This window comes from Mesorhizobium sp. M0563 (assembly GCF_040321065.1).
GTDB lineage: Bacteria > Pseudomonadota > Alphaproteobacteria > Rhizobiales > Rhizobiaceae > Mesorhizobium.
The window spans coordinates 24,838-50,040 of sequence record NZ_JAMYQV010000026.1 but is presented as its reverse complement, the minus strand read 5'-3'; the positions used below and the strand labels follow the sequence as shown (position 1 = coordinate 50,040).

Genomic DNA, 25,203 nt, shown 5'->3' with positions numbered 1-25,203 from the left:
CTACGCGAGAACTTGGGCGAGATGGACAAGGTCGTCGGCCACAAAGTCCCAGCTCTCAAGAGGCGAGAGATCGGTCGTCTGCGCCGGACCATGCTCTTTCGGCCGAGCAACAAAAGCGGTTCCGATACCGCACCTTCGTGCCGCAGCCAGGTCGTCGTTATGCGCGGCGACTAACACGGCCTCCGAAGGTCGCACCCCCAGGATCTCCACTGCGCGGAGATAAGCCTGTGGCGCAGGCTTGTAGGTGCCGAACACATCCGAGCCAAGGACGGTGTCCCAAGGCAGGCCGGCGCGCTTGGCAATATCCAGTAACAGCCGGGTATTGCCCCCGGACAACGGCGCGATGATGAAGCGTTCCCTCAGCCTCGCAAGGCCTTTCAGCGAATCGGGCCACGGCTCCAGCCGATGCCAGGCGAGATTGAGTTCCTCAACTTCGGCGGCCGGCAGCTCGGATGGGGTCAGCCCGAACTGGACGAGAGCGGCGTCCAGATTCTCCCGGTTTATCCCGTCGAGTGAAACGAAAGGCCGGTGCCCTGTCCGCACCGCTTCGGTCGAGGCGTCATAACGCAACGCCCATGCATCGGCGAATTCACCGGGATCGACCTGCTGTGCACCATTTCGCGCGAGGAAGGCGCCGGCCTCCCTTGCGATACCGCTGCGCCAGTCAACGACGGTTCCCAGAACATCGAAGAATAGGACTCGAATAGTGGTCATATTGAGCTTCCGGTCGGGGTTGCGGTGCGTGTCCTGCCGCATCGGTCGCGATAGGACGGATCGACCTCGTCGAGCTGCTGATCAGATAGTCGAAATGTTTAAAAGCCTGATCGCGAAGGTGGTTCCCCCAACCTCATTGAAACGTCATCGACGCCAACCCATATGCAATCGGCGTCGGATGTTTCCTCCCATTCGTCCGGCGCGTTCCCCTCTGAAGGTTTTCGACCTTCACATCTGGCCGGGCTTGCAGCCCGGCCTTTTTTCTGCCGGGCTCGGTGAGCGAGCCGAGATCATGGCGCAGGCGTGCCGGGCGTATCGATGCGTTTGGTCAGCGCCGCGGGATCGCCAAGCACGCGCAGCGTCTTCAGTCGCGCGGTGCCGCCGGCGACGACCGAGACGGCTGATGCGGGTACGTCAAGCGCCTTGGCGACCAGCCTTTCCAGCGCTCGATTGGCGGCCCCGTTTTCCGGCACGGCGCGGACACGGGCTTTTAAATAGCTTCGCCCATCCGCCGATGTCTCGATGCCTTCCAGCCTGTCCATCGCTGATTTCGGCGTCAGCCGGACGAACAGGTCGATGCCGTCGGCGCGAAGTCGAAAGAGACGGTTCGTCCCGTGACTCACATCGATCCGATACCGAATATCGGCTGAACCGTCGTGTCTAGGAAGACGCTGATAAATGTCAGCGCCAGCAACAGGATGATCGGCGAGATATCGATGCCGCCAAGGTCCGGGAGAATGCGGCGGATCGGCCGCAATGCCGGCTCGGTCAGTCGATAGAGCATGTTGCCGATCGAGTCGACAAGCTGGTTACGCGAATTGACGACGTTAAAGGCGTAAAGCCAAGAGAAGATAGCCGCGCCAATCACAATATACCAATAGATATTAATCGCGGCATGCAGCGTGTAAAAGACTGCGATCATCGGTTGCTCCTTGCGAACGCCCGACATGTAGCCACTGCAGGGGAAAGCGGCAAGAGCCGCCTCTGCCGCATGGCGAAGCCGGACCAGCGGCAGACGAGAATTCGGCGACACGCACAGCCTTGACAGGAAACCTCAGCGGCCGATAAAAGCCCCATCCGCTGGACGGGGCTGTAGCTCAGCTGGGAGAGCGCGTCGTTCGCAATGACGAGGTCAGGAGTTCGATCCTCCTCAGCTCCACCAGCGGATTTTTCGAATCCCCTTGCCTGGTTGCATGCCGAAGACAGCGGCCTTGGGCGCTGTTCCGCTTGCGCAAGCTTACTCGGGCAGGGGCGATTTCGCGACGCCGAGAGAAGGCCGCTCGCGACTTGCGGCCATCGACCGGCGTTTACGAACGCGTTAGGCATCGGGCGGCAAAGATCAGCCTCTCAGGTCGCTCGTCCGGCAGGCCAGAGGGCGTTGCCTCCTTCTCCAACCTTCCGAACGACCCCCTAACCTTGCTGCGCTGAGCGTCGCTTCGGCACCATGACCACCTCGAAAAACGCCCCGTAAGCCATCCGTAAGCCACGTTATCGGAACGTCACCCCGTCGATAAAAGTCGATTGCCGCAGGCCCTTCGCCTGTGTCCATCGATCAGGCGGCGGGGGTTTGAAATGGCGGCTACTTCAGCACTTCGAGACAAAATCCGCGACGCCGGACCGAGCGCGCAGAGCGGTTCCAAAGGTTCTCAGCGCAGCCGGCACACAGCACCACCGGCAGCCTGCAAGCGCAGTTCCAGCGCGTCTTCAGGGCGTGCCGCCCGAAGCCCGCCAGGCTCTCGCAAACAGCTTGAATCGGCACATGCCTGCAATCGGCTCTAGGGGGAAGAGCCGATGTCGAAGCTTCACGCCAACCTGCTTCTCCTGCTTGCCGCCGCTTTGTGGGGTTTCGGCAATGTCTCGCAGAAGACTGTGCTCGGATATCTCGACCCGCTGAGCGCGGCCGGCATGCGCTGCCTGATCGCCGGACTTCTGGTGCTGCCGCTGATGATTGGAGAAAGCCGGGTAGCGAAGACCAAAGGTTTTCGCGCCAGCTTGGCAAGGGTCGGCGCGCTATTCGCCATTTCGATCGTTCTGCAGCAGATTGCCTATCTCGGCACCTCGGTCACCAATGCCAGCTTCCTGATCAGCACCGCAACCGTGATGACGCCGGTTGCAGCGTGGGTTCTGGTCGGGGAGCGGCTGACCGCGACGGTCGGGTTTGCCGCCGGCATGACCCTGATCGGCGCGCTGCTATTGCCTGGCGGCATCGCCGGCTTCAATGGCAGCGACACGACGGTGGTGCTGTCGGCCGCATGCTATGCATTGTGGACGGTCGAGCTCGGCCGCCACATGCAAACCCATGGGCGCCCGTTTGCCACCATGGCGGCGCAGTTCCTCGGCACTGCGGCGGTCACCCTGCCGCTAGCCCTCTCGCATGGCAATTTGTCGGTCGCGACGGCACTCGATGCCTGGCCGCAACTGCTTGTGCTCGGCGTGTTCTCGACTGCCGCCGGCTTCGGCATCCAGACCGTTGCCCAGCGCTTTACCTCTGCCAGCCACGCAGCGGTGATCGTCAGCGCCGAAAGCCTGTTCGGCGCGACTGGCGCCGCCCTTTTTCTCGGTGAGCGGATCTCGCCCATGGGGGCTCTCGGCGCGATGATGATGCTCGGCACCATCCTCTATCTCGTCACCTCGCCCGGGCCGGCGAATCCGGCCGATCCCGTCATATCATCGCTGGAGGGAGCTCCATGAGCTTTGCCGACGCGAGCGGATTCCAGGCTGGGCTTGCGCTCGGCATGGCCTCGATGGCCTCGATAGGGCCGAACAACCTGATGATGATCAGGGAAGGCTTGCTGCGCGGGCGGGTGATGTTCGTGGCGAGCCTGGTGTGGGCGACCTATGTCGCCCTGATCGCCATCTCCTATATGCTCGGCAGCTCGATCGCCGGCCTCGATCCCTCACTCGGAACGGCGCTCTCCTGGCTTGGCCTGGCGGCGGTCTCCTGGTTTGCGGTGAAATCCTTTCGTGCAGCATTGGCCGTCGGCGAGGCCGAGGACCGCTCCGGCAAGGCCGAGACCAGCCGCTCCTGCGTAGCCCGCGTCATGGGCGTGGTCGGGATGAACCCGCTGACCTACGTCGAGCGGCTGTTCGTGCCGGCGGCGTTCGGCCAGTCTTTCGCTGCGAGTGGTACGCAGCTCGAATTCATGGTGACGCTGATCCTGATGTCGGCGCTCGGCTGTTACGGCTATGCGCTCGGCGGCGGCCTCTTGGCGCCGCTGCTGCGCAGCCGTGCCAGCCTGCGCATCTTCGATCTCATCTCCGGGCTCATCCTGTCCACCGTCGCATTGGTCATGGCCGTGGGGCTCGTCTCGCCATGACCGCCCGTAGCAAACGCCCGCTCATCGTGCCGTCAAATGCCACCGCAGCTGAAAAGGAGGATCCAAATGCAATTCGACAACGACCGTGCGCCGTTCGGCCGGCATTTCGCGCTTTCAATCTGGAACGACGCGCCGGCCAGCTGGCGTGATGCCTCCGGGCTGGTCGATCGCCTCTCCTTCGAGCCGTCGATTATCGACTTAAAACCGAAATCTGCCGGCCCCAGTCGGACCGCCCGGGCGGTGTCGCGATTTGCGGCTGCCATCCGGGCGCGCATTTCCGGTCCGGGCGGCTACTACAATCTTGGCAACGCGCTGGGGCTGGCAATGGGCGTGGCGATGCAGCTCGCCACCGGCCCTGAATGGGGTGCCGGCACCCTGTTCGACTATTTTGCCGGCAGCGGCAGCGCCGTGGCGTTGACGCTGGCGACGTCGATCTTCTTCTGCAGCGGCGAAGTCTATCACCGCGCCTGGGCTGGCCGCGATGTCCCCGATCCGGCGCTTAACCGGCGCGCCGATCTCCTGTCGGGGCTCGGCGCGATCGGGCTCGGCGTAGCGCTGTTCCTGCTCGGCCAACCGGTGCTGGCTGCGACTGCCGGACTGCTGCATGCGTTGGGAAAATTCGGCAGCGCCGTGTCCGGCATGATTGTGCCCGGTTGGCCGGCCAGGTGGCCCGATCCGTTCCGCAGCGCAGTGTTGGCCAGCCGCCTGCCTGCGGCATTGGCGGCAGCCCTTTCGGCCGGCTCCGCCGTGCCTGAAGTGTGGTCGGGGGCCTCACCCGCCCTGTCACCGCGCCGCTGACATTGCTCGCCTGCTACGCGCTGTGGGCGAGGGCCGACCTTCTGCTGTTTGCCGACGCCGGCGAAAGCCCACCAACCCGTTCCGCCGCGGCGGGGCAGGGCGACTAGAGCCGCGCCCGCAGGACCATCGTTCAACTGAAGCCAAATGGAGACAGAGCCATGTTCGGAATTTTCAATGACGACGATGCGCCTTCCCTGGAGGGGCTGTTCTATCCGACGCAGACCCGTATCGGCACCGTCTGCGTGTTCGGCGGCGCCCGCGCCGGCAACGACCGGCGCCTCGCGCAAGCGGCCGCGGCGCTGGGCCGCGAAATCGGCAGTGCCGGCATCCGCCTCGTCTATGGCGGCGGCGGTGAAGGGTTGATGGGCGCCGTGGCTTCCGCGGCGGCAGACGCCGGCGGCGAGGTGATCGCGATTGCGCCGCACTTCCTTCTGGAGCGGATGCGGATGCCGCGCGGCGTCGCCCAAATCATAGCGGTTCCGTACATGCACATGCGCAAGCGGCTGATGTTCGACTATGCGGATGCATTTGTAGCGCTGCCGGGCGGAATCGGCACCATCGAGGAACTGGCCGAAGTGATGACCTGGCGCAAGCTCGACCGGCACGACAAGCCGATCCGGGTCGCCGACTTCTTCGGTTTCTGGTCGCCCTGGCTCGACCTGCTCGATCATCTCGAGGAGCCGGGGTTTCTCAGCGGCCACGTGTCGACGGCATGTCTTGTTGCCGACGTGCCGGCGGCAATCCTGCCGATGCTGCAGCGCGGCGTCTGCTTCACGCAAACGCAGCAAGGCGCGAGTACCGTCGGGCGCACCGCTCAATCTCTGGCACCCGTGGCGACACCATGACCGGAGCTGTCGATATGAAGGACCGCTTCGAAGCCATAGCGAACCCAAGCTGCCGGTTCGATATCTGGGACAATGAGAGCGGCGAGCCCGTGGTCCATCGCGGCCGATTGCTCTCCTTTGCCACGACCAAGACGGCGGAGCGGATCGCCGGCTTCCTCAACGAGACAGCCGCGGCCGGTGAGGCCGAGCCGGCCCGAGAAGGGCCGGGCAAGGCTTAGACCAGTCCGCGCTTGGCCATCATTGCTTCCGGTGAAGGCATCTTGCCGCGGAAGGCGGTGTAGAGTTCTTCGGGGTCCTTCGAGCCGCCGGCGGCGTAGATGTTCTTGCGCAGCCGCTCGGCCAGCGCCGGGTTGAACGGATCGCCTGCTTCCTCGAAGGCGGCGAAGGCGTCGGCGTCGAGCACTTCCGACCACATGTAGGAATAATAGCCGGCCGAATAGCCATCGCCGGCAAAGATATGGCCGAAATGCGGAGTGCGGTGACGCATCGCGATGGTGTCCGGCATATTGAGCCTTTCGAGCGTTTCGGCTTCGAAACGAAGCGGCTCTTGCGGCGCCTCCGGGCGCGCATGGTAGGCCATGTCGACCAAGGCCGAGGCGGTGAACTCGACCGTGGCGAAGCCGGCGCCGAAGGTGCGCGCCGCCAGCATCTTGTCGACCAGCGCCTTTGGCATCGGCTTGCCGGTCTTGACATGCAGCGCATGTTTTTCCAGCACCGCCGGTACCGTCAGCCAGTGTTCGTAGAGCTGCGAGGGCAGCTCGACGAAATCGCGGCTGACCGAGGTGCCAGCGACCGATGGCCAGGTGACGTCGGTCAGCATACCGTGCAGGGCATGACCGAATTCGTGGAACAGCGTCTTGGCTTCATCGACCGACAGCAAGGCGGCCTCGCCGGCCGGCGGCTTGGCGAAATTCATGATATTGTAGATGACCGGCTTCGAGCCAGGACCAAGCTTATAGCCGGATTTGAGTGCACTCATCCAAGCGCCGGAGCGTTTCGAGGGTCGCGCGAAATAATCGGCGAGGAAAAGGCCGCGCTCGCTGCCGTCGGCATTCTTCACGACGAAAACACGTGCGTCCGGATGCCAGGTGGCAATGCCCTTCTTTTCCTCGAAAGAAATGCCGAACAATCGTGTCGCCACGTCGAAACAGGCGTCGATGATGCGGTCGAGCTGCAGATACGGCTTCAGTTCGGCCTCGTCGAAAGCGAATTTCTCGGCGCGCAGCTTCTCCTGATAGAAGCGCCAGTCCCAGGCGGCGAATTTTTCATTGCTGCCGGCCTCGGCCGCCAGCCGCTGCAATTCGGCCTGGTCGGCGGCGGCCTTCTCCAATGCCTTTTTCCAAACCGGGTCGAGCAGCGTATGCACCGCCTCCGGCGTCTTGGCCATTGTGTCGTCGAGCTTCAACGCGGCATATGATTCGTAGCCGAGCAGCTTCGCCTTTTCGGCGCGCAGGCGCAGCATGTCGCGCACTACGTCCGTGTTGTCGGTGGCGCCGCCATTCTGGCCACGCATGATGAAGGCGCGGAACGCCGTCTCGCGCAGGTCTCGGCGTTCTGAGAAGGTCGAGAACGGCTCGTAGATCGAACGCGACAAGGTGACGGCGTAGCGGCCCTTCTGGCCGCGCATCTCGGCGGCTTCCGCCATCGAGCTTTTCAGGAATTCCGGCAGGCCGGCAAGGTCAGCCTCGTCGAGGAACAGCGCCCAGTCGCGCTCGTCGGCAAGCAGGTTCTGGCCGAAATTGGTGCCGAGCGACGACAATTCCTCGTTGATCGACGCCAGCCGCTTCTTGCCTTCGGCGTCGAGCTTGGCACCGGAGCGGACGAAGTTTTTCCAGGTCTTTTCCAGTACGCGCAGCGTTTCGGCATCGAGCTTCAGAGTCTCGCGGCGTTGATAGAGATCGTCGATGCGGGCAAAGAGGCGCTCGTTCATCGAGATCGCCGAGAAATGCCGCGACATCTTCGGCGAAATGTCGCGCTCCAGCGCCTGGATTGCCTCGTTGGTGTGGGCGCCAGCGCGGCACCAGAAGATCGACGAGACATGGTCGAGAGCCTCGCCGGCGAGTTCGAGCGCGGCAAGTGTATTGTCGATGGTCGGCGTCCCGGTGTTGCCGGCAATCGCCTCGATCTCGGCCTCATGCGTCTTCAGGGCGGCGTCGAACACCGGAGAAAAATCACCGTCGCCAATGCGCGTGAAATCGGGCAGGCCGAGCGGCCCTTGCCATTCAGTCAGCGGATGGGCGGCGAGGTCGACGGCGGACGGCATGGGCAAACTTTCGCTGGATGGCGGGAGGAGGCGGATCGTCACCGATGTAGGACGCCGGCCGGCTCCACGCAACAGCACGCCCCGTTCATGATTTCCTCAGTAGCCGTCGCAGTTTTCCGCGATCGCGGCTTGCGAACTGGCGGTGATCTGGTCGTTGGCGACCGCAAAGGTCTCCTGCATCAGCATGTCGTTGCTGGGAAAATCATAGCAGGCGATCACAGTGGTGACGCCGCCCTCGGTCTTCTCGATCCGGTGGCGGATTTCGGCGCCGGCGACGGCGCCTTGCCACTCGGCGATCGAAGCGATGAATTCCTGCTTGCTTTGCACGACGCCGAGGTCGTCGAGCTTGATGCGGACGTCGTCGGCGAGCAGGTCCGACAATTCGGTGCGGTCGGCGACGAGCAGTGCCGAATACCAGCGGTCGATGATCGCGCTGTCGTCGGCGCGGGCGAAATCTGCCGAGCACAGCAGTGCTGCCGCCGCGAACGCGACCGGAATTCGCACCATGCCCTTGTCTCCTACTCCGTCTCCGGCCGCTCGAAATCGCCGGTCTCCTTGTTCATCACCCAAAGCTCACCGGTCGAAATATCGAACCAGGCGCCGTGCAGCGATAGCCGCCCCTTGCCTTCGAGGATCGAGACGCAAGGGAAGGTACGCAGATTGGCGATGGAATATCGGATCGATATGCGCTCCAGCGCGGTCTGGCGCTCGGTCGCGGTCATGAAGGTGCTGGACGATACGGTCTCGGCCGCCGGCGCGATCAGGCTCATCCATTTGCCGATGAAATCACCCGGCGACAACGGCGCGGCCGTGGTGTCGAGTGCCGCGCGGATGCCGCCGCAGCGGCCGTGGCCCATCACCACGATGTTCTTGACCTTGAGGCTCTGCACGGCAAATTCGAGCGCTGCCGATGTCGAGTGGAACTGATCGTCGGGCGCATAGGGCGGCACCAGATTGCCGACATTGCGCAGCACGAACAGTTCGCCCGGCCCGGCATCGAAGATCGCTTCGGGCGCAGCGCGGGAATCGCAGCAGGCGACGATCATAGTTTCCGGTGCCTGGCCTTCCCGGGCCAGTGCGCGATAACGCCCGCTTTCGGTGAGATAGCGGCCACTCATGAAATTGCGGTAGCCGGTGAGAAGATGCTCGGGAAGATGGGGCATGGGCAGCGGCGGGAGCCTTTCCGGGTTAAAGGCACGGTTCAATCCCGAAAGGCTCTAGCGCATCGGCCCGAAAATCGGAACCGATTTTCGGAGGCGCGGAGACGCAGGTTCAAAGCATTGCAGCGTACTTTGTAGGCAGGCTCTCTCCAGAGTGCCTATTGCGCCGTCCACCCGCCATCCATCGGCAAGGTCGTGCCGGTGATCTGCTTGGCCGCATCCGAGCACAGGAACAGCGCCAGTGCCGCAAGCTCCTCGACGGTGACGAATTCTTTGGTCGGCTGGGCCGCGAGCAGCACGTCGTGCTTGACCTGTTCCTCGGTCATGCCGCGTGCCTTCATGGTGTCGGGGATCTGCTTTTCGACCAGCGGCGTCCAGACATAACCAGGTGCGATCGCATTGACGGTGATGCCGGCTTGCGCTGTCTCCAACGCCACTGTCTTTGTCAGGCCAGATATGCCGTGCTTGGCCGCCACATAGGCGGACTTGAAGGGCGAGGCGACCAGCGCATGTGCCGACGCGGTGTTGATGATGCGGCCCCATTTGCGCGCCTTCATGCCGGCCAGCGCCGCCTTGATGGCATAGAAGGCCGCAAGCAAATTGATGCGGATGATGGCTTCCCATTTTTCGTCGGGAAATTCCTCGATCGGCGCGACATGCTGGATGCCGGCATTGTTGACCAGGATGTCGAGGCTGCCGAAGGCTTCCTCGGCCTCGCGGACCATGGCAGTCACCGCCGCGCCGTCCATCATGTTGGCGCTGGAGTAGCGGCACTGGACGCCGAAATCGGCTTCGATGCCGGCGCGCTCCTGTTCGATGGCGGCCGCATCGCCGAGACCGTTGATGGTGATGTTGGCGCCTTCGGCGGCAAGGGCGCGGGCAATCGCCAGACCGATGCCGCTGGTCGAGCCGGTGACGAGGGCGTTCTTGGAAGACAGGAAACCCATGATGATCTCGCGAAAGGTAGGAGGGAACGGCGATGCTGGTGTGCGTCGCAGCATGACCATGCCATCGCCGTGTGTCGGCGCGATTACAGCGCTGTGGCAGTCCAACGGCCTTCAGCTGCTGGCGGCAGGCTGACACGGCGTTGTCATGGTGCCGTGCAAGATAACCGGTGCGCACTCGCGCGGTCATTCCTGCAGTACATGGGGGAGCAGCTTGGAAATCGCCGATGTCGTGAAGCGCGCCTATGCGATGCCGCTCACCAACCCGTCCTTCCCGCCCGGGCCCTACCGTTTCTTCGACCGCGAATACGTCATCATCACCTATCGTACGACGCGCGAAGCCCTCGAGGCCGTCGTGCCGGCGCCGCTGGAAATCGACGAGCCGCTGGTCAAATACGAGTTCATCCGCATGCCGGATTCTACCGGCTTCGGCGATTATACCGAGACCGGGCAGGTCATCCCGGTCCGCTTCCAGGGCCAGCATGGCACCTATGTCCACTCGATGTTTCTCGACGACGATGCACCGATTGCCGGCGGACGCGAGCTCTGGGGCTTTCCCAAGAAGCTTGCCAGCCCGAAGATCGTGCATGAGGGCGAGGTGGTTGTCGGCACCTTGCATTACGGCAGCGTTCTGTGCGCCACCGGCACGATGGGCTACAAGCACAGGCCGGCCGATCACGGCCAGATTCTCGCCTCGCTCGCGGCGCCCAATTTCCTGATCAAGATCATCCCGCATGTCGACGGCACGCCGCGCATTTGCGAGTTGGTGCGCTGTCACCTCACCGACGTGACGTTGAAGGAGGCCTGGACAGCGCCGGCGGCGCTCGATCTCAGGCCCCATGTCATGGCCGACGTGGCGCGGTTGCCAGTGCTCGAGATCGTCTCGGCGGTTCACTTCATCGCCGACCTGACGCTCGGCCTTGGCGAGGTGGTTTACGACTATCTCGCCGGACGCGAGCGGTCAGTCAGTCCAAATCTGGAGGCATTCAGCCGTGCTTGAACGCAACACCAAGAGGGCCGTCGCCACCATCGAGGAAATCTCGGCGCAGTACGACCGCGTCGCGCTGGTGTTCCAGGGCGGCGGTGCGCTGGGCGCCTATCAGGCCGGGGTGTACCAGGCGTTGGCCGATGCCGGCTGCGAACCGACCTGGTTCTCCGGCGTGTCGATCGGTGCGATCAATGCAGCGATCATAGCCGGCAACGAGCCGAGCCGCCGGCTGCAGCGGCTCGAGCAGTTCTGGCAGACAATCTCCGGGCGCAAGATCTGGGCCTATACGCCGGAGGGCGACGTCTACCGGGACATCCGCAACCGCACCAGCTCGTGGATGACGATGACGATGGGCCAGCCCGGCTTTTTCAAGCCGCGCCATCCCAATCCGTGGTTCGAGCAGCCAGGCACCGAGGGCGCTACCAGCTTCAACGACACCGTCGAGCTTAAAGAGACGCTGGAGAGCCTGATCGATTTCGACGTGCTCAATGACGGCAAGAAGCGGCTCAGCGTCGGCGCGGTCAATGTCAGGACCTGCAATTTCGTCTATTTCGACACCGAGAAGGTGCGCATCGGGCCGGAGCACGTCATGGCAAGCGGCGCGCTGCCGCCGGCCTTCCCGTCGATCCTCATCGAAGGTGAGCATTATTGGGACGGCGGCATCGTCTCCAACACGCCGCTGCAGTATTTGCTCGACCAGGAAGAGGACCGCAGTTCGCTGGTGTTTCAGGTCGATTTGTTCAGCGCCCGCGGCGCCTTGCCGCGCGGCATGGCCGATGTTCTGTCACGGCACAAGGACATCATGTATTCAAGCCGCACACGCCAGAATACCGACAACTTCCAGCGCATCCATGCGCTGAAGATGAAGCTGCTCGATGCGCTGAAGCGCGTCCCCGTCGAGTTACTGAAAGAAGGGGAGCAGGAATTGATCGCGGACTATCGGATGCCGGCGTGGTCAACATCGTCCACCTGATCTACCAGCACAAAGGCTATGAGGGGCACGCCAAGGATTACGAATTCTCGGGCACCTCGATGCGCGAGCATTGGGAGATGGGGCTGGAAGACACGCAGCGGACGCTGCGCCATCGCCAATGGCTGACACTGCCGACCAATGTCGAGGGCGTCGCCATCCACGACCTGCACCGCGAAGATCCGACTTAAAGCGCGCCGCGCGCCTGACCGGCCTCAGAACCGCAGTTTGGCGCCGGCGCGCAGCAAAAGCCAGTAGAACAGGCCGGTCGCGCCGACCGCGAGCAGCATCGTCAGGATGAAGCCGCTGGGGCTGTCGGTGAATGGCAGCCCGCCGGTGTTCATGCCGAATATGCCGACGATCAGGGTGCCCGGCAAAAGCAGCGCGCTCATCACCGCCAGCGCCTTGAGGCTGCGGTTCGATTCGTCGGCAAGCTCGGCCGCAAGCTCCTCCTGCAGCAGCCTTGCCCGGTCGTTGATCATGACGACCTCGCGGTCGAGCCGTTCCAGGCGGGCAGCAAGCCGGCGCAGAACTTCATGTGCGCCGGCGGAAAGGTTCCAGGCGGAACGGTCTTCATCCTGGAAAAGTGCTGCCAGGGCCGAGATCGGCCGATGCAAGGATACGACAAGGCGGCGCACATCCTTCAGCTGTCGTCTTTCGTCGGCAAGTCGCTCGGTCACGAGATGGTCCTCGACCGCATCGAGCCGCTTCGTCGCCGCGGCGAGCCGCAGGCTGGTGGTCTTGCAAAAAGCCATGACCAGCGTTTCGAACAGCTCGAATGCTGTGGCGGGCCGCAGCCCCGCGGCAAGGGCGGTGTGCACTTCCTCCACCGCCGCCAGCGGATGGCGCCGGCCGGTGACCAGCAGCCGCTCCGAGACCGCAAAATGCAATCTGCCGATGGTCGTCGACTGATGGGCGATCTCGCCATGCAGGTCGGCGGAAATGCCGTGGACGACGCCATTCTCATGCGCCAGCACCAGGCTGTCCTCATGTCCTTCGAGGATTGCGTGAGCCGACGCCGGCAGCGCGCAGGCATGGCTGACCCAGGAATGGGCGCGCCGGTCGACAAGGTCGACATGCAGCCAGACCCAGCCGTCCAGTGAGGCCAGCGCGGCCTCTATGTCCCGGGGCGCCAGCGATTCGGGAGCTTTGCCGGGAGCGGCATGATAGGCCCAGACCAGCCCGGGGGCATGATGCTGGTCGTCCGCGGCACGCAATGTCAGATGCGATGCGTCATTCATGGCCGCCGCCGAGACAATGCACGTTCAGGATCCGGGCGGCGCCGGCGCCGGCGCCGCGACATTCTGGCCAAGTCCTATCCCCGCTCAGAATATCTGGCGGAAGATGACGAACAGCACGAAGGCAAGACAGATGGAGACCGGAAGGGTCAGTATCCAGGCCATCAGCATGTTGCGCACTGTCGACCATTGCAGGCCCGAGCCGTTCGCCGCCATGGTGCCGGCAACGCCCGACGACAGCACATGGGTGGTCGAGACCGGCAGGCCGAGATAGTCGGCCGATGCGATGGTCGCCATTGCAACAAGCTCTGCGGACGCACCCTGGCCGTAGGTCAGATGGCTTTTGCCGATCTTCTCGCCGACGGTGACGACGATGCGCTTCCAGCCGACCATGGTGCCGAGGCCGAGCGCCAGCGCGATGGCGACCTTGACCCAGAGCGGGATGAACTTCGTCGCGTTGTCGACCGCCTTGTGATAGGTCGTCACCGCCTTCAGGTCGTCGACCTCCATCGGCAGCAGCTTCTTCTTGTCGATCAGTTTCAGCGCTTCACCGATAAGATAGATGTTGTTGCGGGCGTTGCTGACCAGCGTTGTCGGCAGCTTTTCCACGGACGGATAGGGCGACAACATTGCGCTAGTGTCGTGGATGAAGCTCTGCAGGGCAGGCGTGGTTTCGTCCTTCCAGGTCTTGGTGCGAACGGCGTCACCGACCACGGTTGCCGCGTCGGTCACGGCGACGCCGGGCTTGACGTATTTGCCGAGTACCGTTTCGACCTGCGTCGCTGCGGACTTGTAAGCTTCGAGATAGTTCACGTCCGGTGTGCGGTTGAGCGCGAAGGCGGTCGGCACCACGCCGATCAGGATGAGCATGATGAGGCCCATGCCCTTTTGCCCGTCATTGGAGCCGTGGGCAAAGCTGACGCCGGTGCAGGTGAAGATGAGCAGCGCCCGGATCCACAGCGGCGGCGGAGCGCTCGACTTCGGCGCCTCGTAAAGCTCGCGGTTCCTGACCAGCAGCTTCATCACCAGAAGCAGCAGCCCAGCCAGGCAAAACCCGACCAGCGGCGAGATCAGAAGCGACAGGCCGACATTGCTCGCCTGCGACCAGTCGATGCCGCTGGTGATGGAACCGGCCGGCGCCGTGAACTGGTTGGCGAGGCCGACGCCGATGATCGAACCGATCAGCGTGTGCGAGCTCGAGGCAGGCAGGCCGAGATACCAGGTTCCGAGGTTCCACATGATCGCTGCGACCAGCAGCGCAAAGACCATGGCCAGCCCGGAGCTCGATCCGACCTGAAGGATCAGTTCGACCGGTAACAGCGAAATGATGCCGAAGGCGACCGCCCCGCTGGCGGTGAGCACGCCGAGGAAGTTGAAAAAGCCGGACCACATCACTGCAAGCTCGGCCGGCATGGAATGGGTGTAGATCACCGTTGCCACCGCATTGGCGGTGTCGTGAAAACCGTTGACGAATTCGAAGCCGAGCGCGATCAGCAGCGCCAGGCCAAGCAGAATCCACGGCACCGCGACGGTGCTGGTCAGGTCCTGGCTGAGCGCGTAGCCGACATAGGCAAGGCCGCCCAGGATGATGACGGCAAAGGCCGGCAGAAACCATTTGCCGGTGCTGTTTGGCCGGTCGAGCGGATCTCCGGCCTTGGAATTCCTGCTTCGCTGGAAACAATATCGACCATACCCCACTCCTCTTGCGTTGCAGCAAAGAATGGGAGGACGCTATGTCGGCACAATGAAGCCTGTGTGACGGCAGAGCACTTTGAGATTGGAGCAGATAGTGCTGGACGGTGGTTCCTGATCTATTCCGCGATCTCCAGCAGGGTCGATATCAGCAACCGGCGCTCGTCGGCGGAGAGAATGTCCGAACCGAACAGGTTCATGCTGCGAAGCCCTTCGATAGCGAGATAGCAGACCAGCAGCGCCTTGAGATTCGGCGTCTCCTCCTTCAGCCGCTCGAACACTTGCCGCCTGAACGATTTTATCGGCGTCAGGAAATCGGGATCCTCGGCAATCGCCGAAAATATCCAGGTCGCCGACGGTTTCGACTCCTCGGCATGCTCGGCCGAAAGCCTGATATAGGCCGCAAGCGGGCTCTCACCGCTGACGCCGTTGGTGCGGGCGGCCTCAAGCGCCTGTTGGAACGCGCTGAGATAATCCTCCACCAGCGCCTGCATCAATTTCGCCTTGGTCGGGAAATTGTAGAGAAGACCACCCTTCGACACGCCGGCACGGCTGGCGACCGCATCCAGCGACAGGCTGCCGGGACCCGTCTCGCGCGCCACGTCGGCGGCGGCGGCGAGGATCTTCTCGCGCGAATTTGTTCTGCGGGCCTTCATCAATCGTTCCCCATTCATTAGCTTAAGCGGAATTGACAAGACCGTCCAGACGGTACAGTAAGATTGCCGTCATTTGAAATTGGGACCAGTCACAGGTATGTGTTCCGGTCATCCGACCGTTATGCTGGGCCATGGCCGAGGGGACTGTTCGTGATCAAGCGCTTCATCATCGCCTTCATTCTGCTCGTGCTGGTGTGCGGCGGCATCGTCGGCTTCAACCTGTTCCGCGACAATGCGATCAAACAGTTTTTCGCCACCATGAAGCCGCCGGCCGCGACCGTGTCGACGGTCATCGTCAAACCGATGTCCTGGACGCCCGGCGTCGAGGCGATCGGTACTGTCAGTGCCGTGCGCGGCGTCGACCTGACCGTCGAAACCGCGGGTATCGTCAAGGACATCCAGTTTCATGCCAATCAGAAGGTCGCCGCCAACGCCGTGCTGCTGCAGCTCGACGATGCCGTCGAGCGGGCCGACCTCGTGGCGTCGAAGGCGCAAGCCACATCCGACCAGACGACGCTGATGCGCGCTCTTGAGCTGCAGAAGCGCGGGGTCGGCACCGACGCTACGCTGGACACGGCGCAGGCGGCAGCATCGGTCTCCTCCGCGCAGGTAAACAAGCTGCAAGCGGTGCTCGACCAAAAGCAGTTGACGGCCCCTTTCAAGGGCACCGTCGGTATTCCGAAAATCGACATTGGCCAGTATCTCACACCCGGCACCGCCGTGGTGACCTTGCAGGACATGGACACGATGCGTGTCGATTTCACCGTGCCGGAGCAGCAGCTTCCGCTGCTGAAGATCGGACAGACGGTGCGGCTGGGCATTGGCGGCGGCGACATGCCGTTCGCCGGCATCATCCGCGGTATCGATCCGAAGATCGACCCGACGAGCCGGCTGGTGACGGTGAGGGCGGAGGTCGCCAATCCTGAAGGCAAGCTGACGCCCGGCCAGTTCGTCCAGGTGCGTGTCGAACTGCCGGAGGAGAACAACGTGCTGGCGCTGCCGCAGACTGCGCTGACCTCCAGCCTGTACGGTGACTTCGTCTTCGTGGTGCGCCCGGCCAAATCCGCAGAAGTCAACGGCGCGGCTCCCGAGGCAAAGCCGGAAGAAAAACCAGCCGCGGATGCTGCCACGCCCGCTGCCGAAGCACCCGCGGCAAAACCCGAAGAAAAGCCGGGCGCTACCCCAGCCAAACCGGCAGCGGAAGCCAAACCGGCAGCGGAAGAACAGAAGCCGCAGCTCGTGCTCGCCCAGGTGTTCGTCAAGCCAGGCCGCCACAACGCCGGCCTGGTCGAGATCCTGGAAGGCATCCAGCCCGGCGACGAAGTCGTTACCGCCGGCCAGAACCGGCTCTCCAACGGCATGTCCGTTGCCGTCGACAACACAATCGATCCGAGCAAGCCGGGGAACCAGCAGGCAGCCCAGCAATGAGCTTTTCCGACCTCTTCATCCGCCGCCCGGTCCTTTCGACCGTGCTTGCCTGCATGATCCTGCTTCTGGGTTTTCAGGGCATCTTCAACCTTTCGATCCGGCAGTATCCAGAGGTTGAAGAAACGGCCATCACGATCACCACGGCCTATCCCGGCGCCAGCGCCGACCTGATCCAGGGGTTCATTTCCGCGCCGATCGCGCGTGCTGTCGCTTCGACCGAAAACATCGATTATGTCACGTCGGCGAGCCGGCCGTCATCCAGCACCGTGACAGTGCAGATGAAACTCGGCTCCGACCCCGACGTTGCGCTGAACGAAGTCCTGTCGAAGGTTCAGAGCGTTCGCGGCGATCTGCCGGACGAAACCAAAGACCCGGTGATCGTCAAGGGCACCGGCCAGCAGTTCGCGATGATGTACATCTCGATGCAGAACCCGAACATGACGCCGGAACAGCTCACCGAATATATCGAGCGCGTCGTGCGGCCGCGTATGTCGACGGTCGAAGGTGTTGTCGACGTGCAGATTTTCGGCGCCGCCGAATATTCGATGCGTGTCTGGATCGACCCGATCAAACTGGCGGCGCGCGGTGTGACGGCGGCGGAAGTGCTGACCGCCATTAACGAATCGAATTTCCTCTCCGCGCCCGGCGATACCGAAAACGAATATGTGGCTTCCTCGATCACGGTTCGCTCGACCCTGCAGACGCCGGAGGCTTTCGCTGCCCTTCCGCTCCGCTCGAAAGACGGCAATGTGGTGAGACTGCGCGACGTGGCCCGCGTCGAACTCGCCGCGGTGAACACCGACACCAGGGTCACCTTCAACGGCAAGCCCGGCATCTTTCTCGCCATCTTTCCGACGCCGGCCGCCAATCCACTGACCACCGCGGCGGCGATCCACAAGATTGTGCCGACGATCCAGGAGACGCTGCCGCTCGGCATGACGATCGAGATCGTCTATGACTCGACCGAGCAGATCAGCGCGTCGATCGAGGAGGTGTTCAAGACCATCGGCGAGGCGGTCGCCATCGTCATCGTCGTCATCCTGCTCTTCCTCGGCTCGTTCCGCTCGGTGCTGATGCCGATCGTGACCATTCCGCTGTCGCTGATCGGCGTCTGTTTCCTGCTGTTTTCTTTGGGTTATTCGATCAACCTTTTGTCGTTGCTGGCCATGGTGCTGGCGATCGGACTGGTTGTTGACGATGCCATCGTGGTGGTGGAAAACATCCACCGCCACATGGAGGAAGACGGCTTGTCGCCGATGCAGGCGGCTTTCAACGGCATGCGGGAGATCTCTTCCGCCGTCGTCGCCATGACGATAACGTTGGCCGCCGTGTTCGCGCCGCTGGCCTTCACCGGCGGCCTGACAGGCGCACTGTTTCGCGAATTCGCAGTGACGCTTGCCGGCTCGGTGGTCCTTTCGGGTGTCGTTGCCCTAACCGTCACGCCGATGATGTCGGCACGCATCCTGAGGGCCGGCTCGCACAGCCGCTTCCAGCGCATTGTCGACAACACGTTCGGGCGCGTCGAAAACGTCTATGAGCGGCTGGTCAGCGGCTCGCTGAAATATCGCCCGGTGACGCTGATGATCGTCATCGCACTGGTCGCCACGACCGGCTTCATGTTCACCAAGACCGCGAGCGAACTGGCGCCGGAAGAAGACCAGGGCTTCTTGCTGTCTATTGTGAACGCACCGCGCTATGCGACGTCGGACTACACCGAGACCTATGTGAACCAGATTCTCGGGCTAGTGAATGATATCCCCGAAACCAGGGCGCGGTTCTCCGCCGTCGCGTTCCAAGGCCCGACGAACAGCGCTTTCGTCGGCTTTGCGTTCAAGGACTGGGCCGAGCGCGCGCGCAGCTCGAAGGAACTTCAGGAAGACATCACTGCCCGCCTTGCCAACGTGGCGGGCGTCGAGGCTTTCGTCTTCGCACCGCCGACACTGCCCGGCTCCGGCGGCGGCCTGCCAATCACGATGGTGGTGCGCTCGACCGGCGAGGCCTCCCAAGTGTACGAGGCGGCCGAGAACATCAAGAACAAGGCGCAGGCCTCCGGTCGCTTCCTCGCGGTGCAGAATTCGATGTCCTACGATGCGCCGCAAGTGACGGTGACGATCGACCGCGACCGCGCCGCGGCACTCAACCTGCCGATCGCCGATATCGGCCGGACGCTGACCCTCTTGGTCGGTGGCGCCGAGGTGGCGCAATTCGACCGCGAATCCAACAGCTACGACATCATCCCGCAGGTGCCGCAGAGCTTTCGCGACAATCCCGAAAAACTGGGGGAGTATTTCGTGCGCAGCGTCTCGGGTGAGATGGTGCCGCTCTCTGCGGTGGTGAAGATCTCGACCAACGCGTCGCCGGCGGCGATCGAGCAGTTCAACCAGTTGAATTCCGCAACGATTTCCGCCCTGCCGCTGCCTGGCGTCACCACCGGCGACGGTTTGAAAGCGATCGAGGATATCGCCAAGGAGAGCCTGCCCGACACTTTCTTCATCGACTATACCGGCCAGTCGCGGCAGGAGAAGCAACAGGGCTACACGATCATCATCGCCTTCGCGGCAGCCGTTCTCGTCATCTATCTGGTGCTGGCGGCGCAGTTCGAAAGTTTCCGCGATCCGTTGATCATCATGATGGCGGTGCCACTCTCGATCTTCGGCGCGATCGTGCCGCTTAATGTCGGGCTCGGCACCCTCAACATCTACACCCAGGTCGGCTTGATTACGCTGATCGGCCTGATCACCAAGCACGGCATCCTTCTGGTCGAGTTCGCCAACCAGCAGCGTGAAATGCACGGCATGCGGCGGCGCGATGCGATCATCGCGTCGGCCAAGGTGCGGCTGCGGCCGATCCTGATGACGACGGCGGCGATGGCGCTCGGAGTGGTGCCGCTGATCATCTCCAGCGGCGCTGGTGCCGCGGCACGCTATTCGATGGGCCTGGTGATCTTCACCGGCATCCTGGTCGGAACCATGTTCACGCTCTTCGTGGTGCCGATGTTCTACACGTTTATCGCCAGCAAGGACCTGCCGCATCACGCCGAAAAGCCGGACCCCAAGCTGATGCCGGTGATGCCGGATTAGATTGTACTAACATTGCACAATAAAGAAGGCCGGATTTCCGGCCTTTCTTGGGAGCTACGAAAAGCATCGCTCATTTGACGATGACGATGCTGGTGTTGGCCGGGCCGAAGACCTCGACGAGCTGATAGAAATCGGCGGCGTTGTCCGGATGCAGACGCACGCAGCCATGCGAGGCCGGCTGGCCGAGGCGCTTGATGGCGCTTGTCGCATGTACGGCGTAGCCGCCGCTGAAGAACACCGAATGCGGCATCGGGGCGTTGTCGTATTTCTTCGAATACCACATTTCATGCATGCGGGTCGGCTTGAACGAACCGGTCGGCGTGACGTGCGTCCTGTCGCCGGTCGAGACTTTCCAGGCGAATGTCGGCCGGCCGTCGACCAGGATTTCCATGGTCTGCTGCGATAGCGACACACGCGCGACGATCTTGTTGGCGGCGGCGTAGGCTGCGCTGTTGCCGGCACTGACAAGCAAGTCAGCACCGGTGATGACGGCGGCGGCGATGTTGATGAGCTTGGCGGAAATGGCGGTGTACATGATGTCTCCCCTATTCTGCCGGTCGGGGCCGGCTCAATTCGATGACCGGCTTATCGGGGCGTCATGTTTCGAGCCGATTTCGCTAGATGCTCGTTTGTGTTTCGATTCTGTTTCCCCTGGTTAACAGAAAACGCCGTGCAAAGCGGCTTACAGCTGTTGGACGTCGTCATGACAGCGGCGGCGTGTTTGCCTAAGCGGATCAGCCAAACCGCGGCACGAATACGCGATTGTTTTCGTTTGAGAGGAATTCCACCTGACTCCGAAACCGAGCTGCAACAAAGCGCGGCCTCGGCGGCATGATCCGGATACAGCGAACGGGCAAAGTTGACGTAACGAAAACAGCGGGCAACGAACGATCGGAAGCCAACACTGTTTTCGCTACGGTCTGGATTGTCTGGACAGTTTCCAGCCTGCGCGTCGACCGGCTCAAGCCCCTCTGGCGGGGGCGGCTTAGAGCCGTTGAGGATGCGCGGCGCCTCCGGCAACTTGCAGCCGAGAGGACCGAAGGCCCGCGCCGCAACGGGGGGCTCCGCTGGCGGCGCGGGCGCTTCGGGGGTTCCCCTGAAGCGCCCGTAAATCCCAATTTTGAGGAAAGAACAGGATGAAAACGAAATTCGCCGCTTCCGTGCTTTCTGCCCTGCTCTACGTGCAGGGCCTGCTCGGCATTGCCGGCCTCGCAACCGTGCTGCTGAAGGAACGTGCGCATGCCGGCGAGGTCAGCACGAACAGTGACATGCCGTCAGGCCCGTCGCTTCTCGTGGCGCGCTGAGGAAAGAGCATCGGACCCAAAAGCGGGAACCGGTTTTAGGAAAATCCGATACTCAAAAAAGGGGTGGCTGTCCTGCATTCAATCGGCGAATTGCGTTGGCGGATCGAACCGGTAACCCGCACCCCGTATGGTGGTGATGGTTTCGGTGTCGAGCTTGCGGCGCAGCCGCACGATGCGCGAATCGATCGACCGGTCGAAGGCTTCGGCATTTTCGGCGGGCGCGGCGGCGATGATGTCGTCACGCGTCAGCACCTTGCGCGGGCTGGCCAGGAACAGCCTGAGCAGCGCCACCTGCCCGGCGGACAGCTGTTCTTCCGTGCCCGAGCGGTGCATGACGATGGCCGACCGGAGATCGACGGTCGCGTTCTCCAGCACGATCAATTCCCCGGCGCTCCTGCCGCGCCGAGCCAGCAGGCCGCCAACGCGGGCGGCAAGCTCCCTGACATTGAGCGGGCTTTCGACGACGTCGGCGGCGCCGAGCTCGAGCGCCAGCACCTTGTCGACCAGATCGGCCGGGCGGCAGATCAGGATGAAATCCGGTCCACCTTCGCCGCCATGTCGCCTGAGCAGGTCGCGCCCCTCCGCCTGGCTGACGCTGTCGCCGACAACCACGACATCGATACCCTTTTCAGAAAGCAGCGATTCGGCTTCCCACGGCTGTCGCGCGGCGCGGACGTCATGACCGCGTCGCTTGAGATGATCGGCGAGATCGGTCGCAATTACTTCAGCGACGGAAACAAGCGCGATGACGGATCGTGCAGCCATGTTTTTCTACCCCGCATACGGCAACCCAAGAAGAGTGCTGGACATCATGTTTATACCCAATCTACTTTCCGCTGAAAGCGGGAGCGAACGCATCGTGCGGGCACGAATTGTCATTGTCGAGGACGAGCCCGACCTGAGGGACGCGGTCGCCGAGTATCTCGGCGCCAGCGGCTATGATGTGGCCACGGCCGAAAGTGCGGCGGCGGCGCGCGACCTGTTGGAAGCCCAGTCCTTCCATCTGGCCATTCTCGACATCGCCATGCCGGGCGAGGACGGCCTGTCGCTCGGCCGCTGGATGCGGTCGAAAATGCCGATCGGCATCATCTATGCGACGGCCGCCGGTACCGCGCTCGACCGCATCGTCGGACTGGAGCTCGGCGCTGACGACTACATCGTCAAGCCTTACGAGTTGCGCGAAGTGCTGGCCAGGGTGCGCAGCGTGCTGCGCCGCGTTCCGGAGCCGACCGAACCACAAAAAGCCAAGGCTGAAACATCCGGTGGCCGCCGGTCCGTGAGCTTCGGCGCCTTTCACGCCGACCTCGACGGCAGGCTCGTCACCGGCGCCAACGGTGCGGTCATCGACATGGCCAAGAGCGAGTTCGACGTGCTGGAGGTGTTCCTTACCCGCGCCAACCGGCTGTTGACGCGGGCGGCGATCTCCGAGGCGATCGGTTTCGTCGAGGACGCGGAATCGTCCCGCGCCGTCGACATCCGCATCATGCGGCTGAGAAAGAAGATCGAGGCGGATCCGGCCAATCCGAAATTCCTGCGCACGGTGCGCGGCGAAGGCTATATCTTCTCGCTGCCAGCCGGCGAAAATAACTGAGGCCTGGCGGCTTGAGCAAGCCACTGCCAGGAAATGACCATGACGGCTGAAACAGCACGCGCGGACTCGCAGGGCGCCAGGCAGGGCGCGGCGATGGCGGCCGTGCATGTGGTTCGCCGGCTGCGCGAAGCCGGCGACTGGCAGCGCGAGATGGAGGGTATCCTCCAAACGCTTTGCGAAGCCATGGATTGTCACCGCGGCATCCTGTTTCGCCTGCGCGAACTGCCCGGCCAGGGCTTCGCCCAGTCGGTCGCCGCTTATTGGATCGCCCCCCGGTTTGGCGGCGAGCTGGCGTCACCGACCGTCATCATGCAGTCGGTCGTCGATTCGGACCCATTGCTGGAACAGCTGGCGGAGGACGAGCGCCAAGGCAAGATATTCGCCGGGCACACACGCGATCTCGAAGGCTTTCTGCGGACCGATTTCGAAAAGCAGAACATCAAGTCGTTCCTGTCGGTGTCGGTCTTTTCGCACGGCAATTTGTGGGGCACGCTGGCGGTCAACGACTGCGTCAACGAACGCGAATGGACCGACCAGGAAGAGGCGGCGCTGCACATGGTGGCACTCGCCATTGGCGACGCCATCGAACGGTCGCCCTCCGACGCGCATGCCAGTGACGTCATTCGCCGCACCATGCTGCAGGCCTCGCTCGACGCCATCATCGTCATCGACGAGACCGGCTCGATCATCGAATTCAATCCGGCGGCCGAGAAGATGTTCGGCTATCGACGCAGCGATATCCTCGGCAAGGACCTGCTCGACACGGTCGTGCCGGAATATTACCGCAAAGGCTATGCGTCGGGCGCCGAATACATGTCGGGCCGCGGCGCGCCGATGGTCGGCCAGCGGCTCGAAACGGTCACCCAGAATGCCGCCGGCGAGGTTTTTCCGATCGAGCTGACGGCGACCGAGATGCGGGTCGCCGATCGCCATCTGATCTTCGGCTCCATCCGCGACCTGCGCGACAGATTGCGCGCTGAGGAGGAAATCAACCGTCAGCGCGAAAAACTGCACCAGAACGAGAAGATGGCGGCGATGGGCTCGCTGCTTGCGGGGGTTTCGCACGAGCTCAACAACCCGCTGGCCGTGGTCGTCGCCCAGTCGACGCTGCTGCATGAATTCGCCGCCGATCCGCAGACCAAAGTACGCGCCGAAAAGGTGCGCGCCGCTGCCGAGCGCTGCGGCCGTATCGTCAAAAGCTTCCTGTCGATGGTCCGCCTGCACCCGACGGCGCAGGCCGAGACCGACCTCAACCAGGTGATCCGCGCGGCACTCGAAGTGACCGCCTATGGCGCGCGATCAAGCGGCATCATCATCGACACCGATTTCGCCGGCGGCCCGCTGCTGGCCATGGCCGATGCCGACCACGTGACGCAGGTAGCCGCCAACTTCCTCATCAACAGCCAGCATGCCTTGGCCGGCATTGCCGGCGACCGGCGGATCAAGGTCCGGACGTTTCGCAGCGACCGCGGCAATCCCGGATTCTCGGTCGAGGACAACGGGCCAGGCGTGCCGGAAGCGATACGCTCACGCATATTCGAATCCTATTTCACCACCAAGCCAGTCGGCGTCGGTACCGGTATCGGCCTGTCGATTTCCAAATCGATCATCGAGCGGCACAATGGCAATATCTGGTTCGAGGAGGTTTCGCCGAGAGGCGTGCGTTTTGTCGTGCAGTTGCCGGCGATCGCTGCCGGCGCGGTCGCCGCCGGCGACAGTCCGTCGCGGTCGAGCGGCTTGCGTCACGCGCTGATCATAGACGATGAGCCGGATGTCGCGGCGTCGCTGTCCGACATTCTGGAGTTGATGGGCATCAAGTCGCGGATCGTGCCGGCCTGGGTCTCGGCCGCCGCGACCCTGAGCGGCCACATGCCGCCGGACATCGTGTTTTCCGATTTGCGCATGCCCGGCACCAGCGGCATAGCCGCCTATCGCGAGCTGCTTGCCGAAATGCCGGATCTGGCGCGGCGTTTCGTGCTTGTCACCGGCGATCTGATCGGCGCAAAAGGCGAAATCGAGGCGCTGCCGGCGCCGCAGCGGCCGCCAATCCTCGAAAAGCCGTTCAGCACGCTGGATGTGCGCGGCGTGCTCTCGGCCATTGCCGAGCAGGTCGCTTTGGGCGGCTAGACTCCCAGAGAGACAAAAAGGAAAGAAAAAAGGCTCCCAGCCGACATTGCGGCGGGAGCCTGACTGGAGTGCTGGAGGGCGCTCGCGA

The 25,203-nt window shown here is 63.1% G+C and carries 23 protein-coding genes, 1 tRNA gene and 1 pseudogene; 13 read left to right on the top strand and 12 right to left on the bottom strand.

The window, feature by feature from the left end:
- The 3 genes from NKI50_RS26465 to NKI50_RS26455 form a co-directional block, all read right to left on the bottom strand.
- Positions 1 to 714, bottom strand: a complete 714-nt coding sequence (locus tag NKI50_RS26465) for a haloacid dehalogenase type II (RefSeq protein ID WP_023721334.1) — start codon at positions 712 to 714, stop codon at positions 1 to 3.
- Positions 715 to 1,004: 290 nt separating this feature from the next.
- Entirely contained in the window at positions 1,005 to 1,337 is a 333-nt protein-coding gene (locus NKI50_RS26460; protein ID WP_352641282.1) for a DUF167 family protein, read from the bottom strand.
- Entirely contained in the window at positions 1,334 to 1,636 is a 303-nt protein-coding gene (locus NKI50_RS26455; protein ID WP_352718047.1) for a YggT family protein, read from the bottom strand. The genes NKI50_RS26460 and NKI50_RS26455 overlap by 4 nt, the downstream gene beginning before the upstream one ends.
- A gap of 164 nt (positions 1,637 to 1,800) precedes the next feature.
- On the opposite strand from NKI50_RS26455, the gene NKI50_RS26450 reads away from it, so the two are divergent.
- From NKI50_RS26450 to NKI50_RS26425, 6 genes are all read left to right on the top strand, one after another.
- Positions 1,801 to 1,876, top strand: a tRNA-Ala gene (locus NKI50_RS26450).
- A 629-nt stretch (positions 1,877 to 2,505) separates the two neighbouring features.
- On the top strand, positions 2,506 to 3,405 hold the full coding sequence (locus NKI50_RS26445) for a DMT family transporter (protein ID WP_352718045.1): 900 nt from the start codon (positions 2,506 to 2,508) through the stop codon (positions 3,403 to 3,405).
- Positions 3,402 to 4,031, top strand: a complete 630-nt coding sequence (locus tag NKI50_RS26440) for a LysE family transporter (protein WP_352480989.1) — start codon at positions 3,402 to 3,404, stop codon at positions 4,029 to 4,031. Before NKI50_RS26445 ends, NKI50_RS26440 begins: the two co-directional genes overlap by 4 nt.
- A gap of 66 nt (positions 4,032 to 4,097) precedes the next feature.
- Entirely contained in the window at positions 4,098 to 4,829 is a 732-nt protein-coding gene (locus tag NKI50_RS26435) for a hypothetical protein (RefSeq protein ID WP_352718043.1), read from the top strand.
- Positions 4,830 to 4,987: 158 nt separating this feature from the next.
- Positions 4,988 to 5,674 (top strand): LOG family protein, encoded by a 687-nt coding sequence (locus NKI50_RS26430; RefSeq protein ID WP_084642899.1) that lies wholly within the window; start codon positions 4,988 to 4,990, stop codon positions 5,672 to 5,674.
- A complete protein-coding gene (locus NKI50_RS26425; RefSeq protein WP_023721327.1) occupies positions 5,671 to 5,892 on the top strand; it encodes a hypothetical protein in 222 nt (73 codons plus the stop codon). The genes NKI50_RS26430 and NKI50_RS26425 overlap by 4 nt, the downstream gene beginning before the upstream one ends.
- On the opposite strand, the gene NKI50_RS26420 is transcribed toward NKI50_RS26425, so the two are convergent.
- From NKI50_RS26420 to NKI50_RS26405, 4 genes are all read right to left on the bottom strand, one after another.
- Complete coding sequence (locus NKI50_RS26420; protein ID WP_023721326.1) at positions 5,889 to 7,943, bottom strand: M3 family metallopeptidase; 2,055 nt, start codon at positions 7,941 to 7,943, stop codon at positions 5,889 to 5,891. The genes NKI50_RS26425 and NKI50_RS26420 overlap by 4 nt on opposite strands.
- A 90-nt stretch (positions 7,944 to 8,033) precedes the next feature.
- Positions 8,034 to 8,444 carry a hypothetical protein gene (locus NKI50_RS26415; protein ID WP_023721325.1) on the bottom strand — a complete coding sequence of 137 codons (411 nt, stop codon included), beginning with the start codon at positions 8,442 to 8,444 and terminating at the stop codon, positions 8,034 to 8,036.
- Between the two features lie 11 nt (positions 8,445 to 8,455).
- Complete coding sequence (locus tag NKI50_RS26410; protein ID WP_023721324.1) at positions 8,456 to 9,100, bottom strand: carbonic anhydrase; 645 nt, start codon at positions 9,098 to 9,100, stop codon at positions 8,456 to 8,458.
- A 155-nt stretch (positions 9,101 to 9,255) separates the two neighbouring features.
- A complete protein-coding gene (locus tag NKI50_RS26405; protein WP_352481115.1) occupies positions 9,256 to 10,044 on the bottom strand; it encodes a 3-hydroxybutyrate dehydrogenase in 789 nt (262 codons plus the stop codon).
- Between the two features lie 211 nt (positions 10,045 to 10,255).
- On the opposite strand from NKI50_RS26405, the gene NKI50_RS26400 reads away from it, so the two are divergent.
- Positions 10,256 to 11,041: an acetoacetate decarboxylase gene (locus tag NKI50_RS26400; protein WP_352641288.1), complete on the top strand. Its 786-nt coding sequence runs from the start codon at positions 10,256 to 10,258 to the stop codon at positions 11,039 to 11,041.
- Positions 11,034 to 12,190: pseudogene (locus tag NKI50_RS26395) on the top strand (patatin-like phospholipase family protein). The gene NKI50_RS26400 and the pseudogene NKI50_RS26395 overlap by 8 nt, the downstream one beginning before the upstream one ends.
- A gap of 24 nt (positions 12,191 to 12,214) precedes the next feature.
- Here NKI50_RS26395 and NKI50_RS26390 read toward each other — a convergent pair.
- The 3 genes from NKI50_RS26390 to NKI50_RS26380 form a co-directional block, all read right to left on the bottom strand.
- The gene (locus NKI50_RS26390) at positions 12,215 to 13,240 is read right to left on the bottom strand and encodes a transporter (protein WP_352641290.1); all 1,026 of its coding nucleotides are present in this window, start codon (positions 13,238 to 13,240) and stop codon (positions 12,215 to 12,217) included.
- Positions 13,241 to 13,324: 84 nt separating this feature from the next.
- Entirely contained in the window at positions 13,325 to 14,935 is a 1,611-nt protein-coding gene (locus NKI50_RS26385) for an inorganic phosphate transporter (RefSeq protein WP_352718040.1), read from the bottom strand.
- Between the two features lie 113 nt (positions 14,936 to 15,048).
- Entirely contained in the window at positions 15,049 to 15,585 is a 537-nt protein-coding gene (locus tag NKI50_RS26380) for a TetR/AcrR family transcriptional regulator (RefSeq protein ID WP_352641294.1), read from the bottom strand.
- A gap of 150 nt (positions 15,586 to 15,735) precedes the next feature.
- Here NKI50_RS26380 and NKI50_RS26375 point away from each other — a divergent pair, with 150 nt between their 5' ends.
- A complete protein-coding gene (locus NKI50_RS26375) occupies positions 15,736 to 17,013 on the top strand; it encodes an efflux RND transporter periplasmic adaptor subunit (protein ID WP_502896878.1) in 1,278 nt (425 codons plus the stop codon).
- The gene (locus NKI50_RS26370; protein WP_352718038.1) at positions 17,010 to 20,093 is read left to right on the top strand and encodes an efflux RND transporter permease subunit; all 3,084 of its coding nucleotides are present in this window, start codon (positions 17,010 to 17,012) and stop codon (positions 20,091 to 20,093) included. The genes NKI50_RS26375 and NKI50_RS26370 overlap by 4 nt, the downstream gene beginning before the upstream one ends.
- 70 nt (positions 20,094 to 20,163) lie before the next feature.
- Here NKI50_RS26370 and NKI50_RS26365 read toward each other — a convergent pair whose 3' ends face one another.
- Positions 20,164 to 20,628, bottom strand: a complete 465-nt coding sequence (locus NKI50_RS26365) for a L,D-transpeptidase (protein WP_352641297.1) — start codon at positions 20,626 to 20,628, stop codon at positions 20,164 to 20,166.
- 601 nt (positions 20,629 to 21,229) lie between these two features.
- On the opposite strand from NKI50_RS26365, the gene NKI50_RS26360 reads away from it, so the two are divergent.
- A complete protein-coding gene (locus NKI50_RS26360) occupies positions 21,230 to 21,397 on the top strand; it encodes a hypothetical protein (protein ID WP_352641299.1) in 168 nt (55 codons plus the stop codon).
- A 78-nt stretch (positions 21,398 to 21,475) separates the two neighbouring features.
- On the opposite strand, the gene NKI50_RS26355 is transcribed toward NKI50_RS26360, so the two are convergent.
- The gene (locus tag NKI50_RS26355) at positions 21,476 to 22,162 is read right to left on the bottom strand and encodes a winged helix-turn-helix domain-containing protein (protein ID WP_352588153.1); all 687 of its coding nucleotides are present in this window, start codon (positions 22,160 to 22,162) and stop codon (positions 21,476 to 21,478) included.
- 46 nt (positions 22,163 to 22,208) lie between these two features.
- Between NKI50_RS26355 and NKI50_RS26350 the strand changes: the two genes are divergently transcribed.
- Together NKI50_RS26350 and NKI50_RS26345 are read left to right on the top strand one after the other, a co-directional pair.
- On the top strand, positions 22,209 to 22,988 hold the full coding sequence (locus NKI50_RS26350; protein ID WP_198030534.1) for a response regulator: 780 nt from the start codon (positions 22,209 to 22,211) through the stop codon (positions 22,986 to 22,988).
- Positions 22,989 to 23,027: 39 nt separating this feature from the next.
- A complete protein-coding gene (locus NKI50_RS26345) occupies positions 23,028 to 25,115 on the top strand; it encodes a PAS domain S-box protein (RefSeq protein WP_031194628.1) in 2,088 nt (695 codons plus the stop codon).
- Positions 25,116 to 25,203 lie beyond the last annotated feature (88 nt).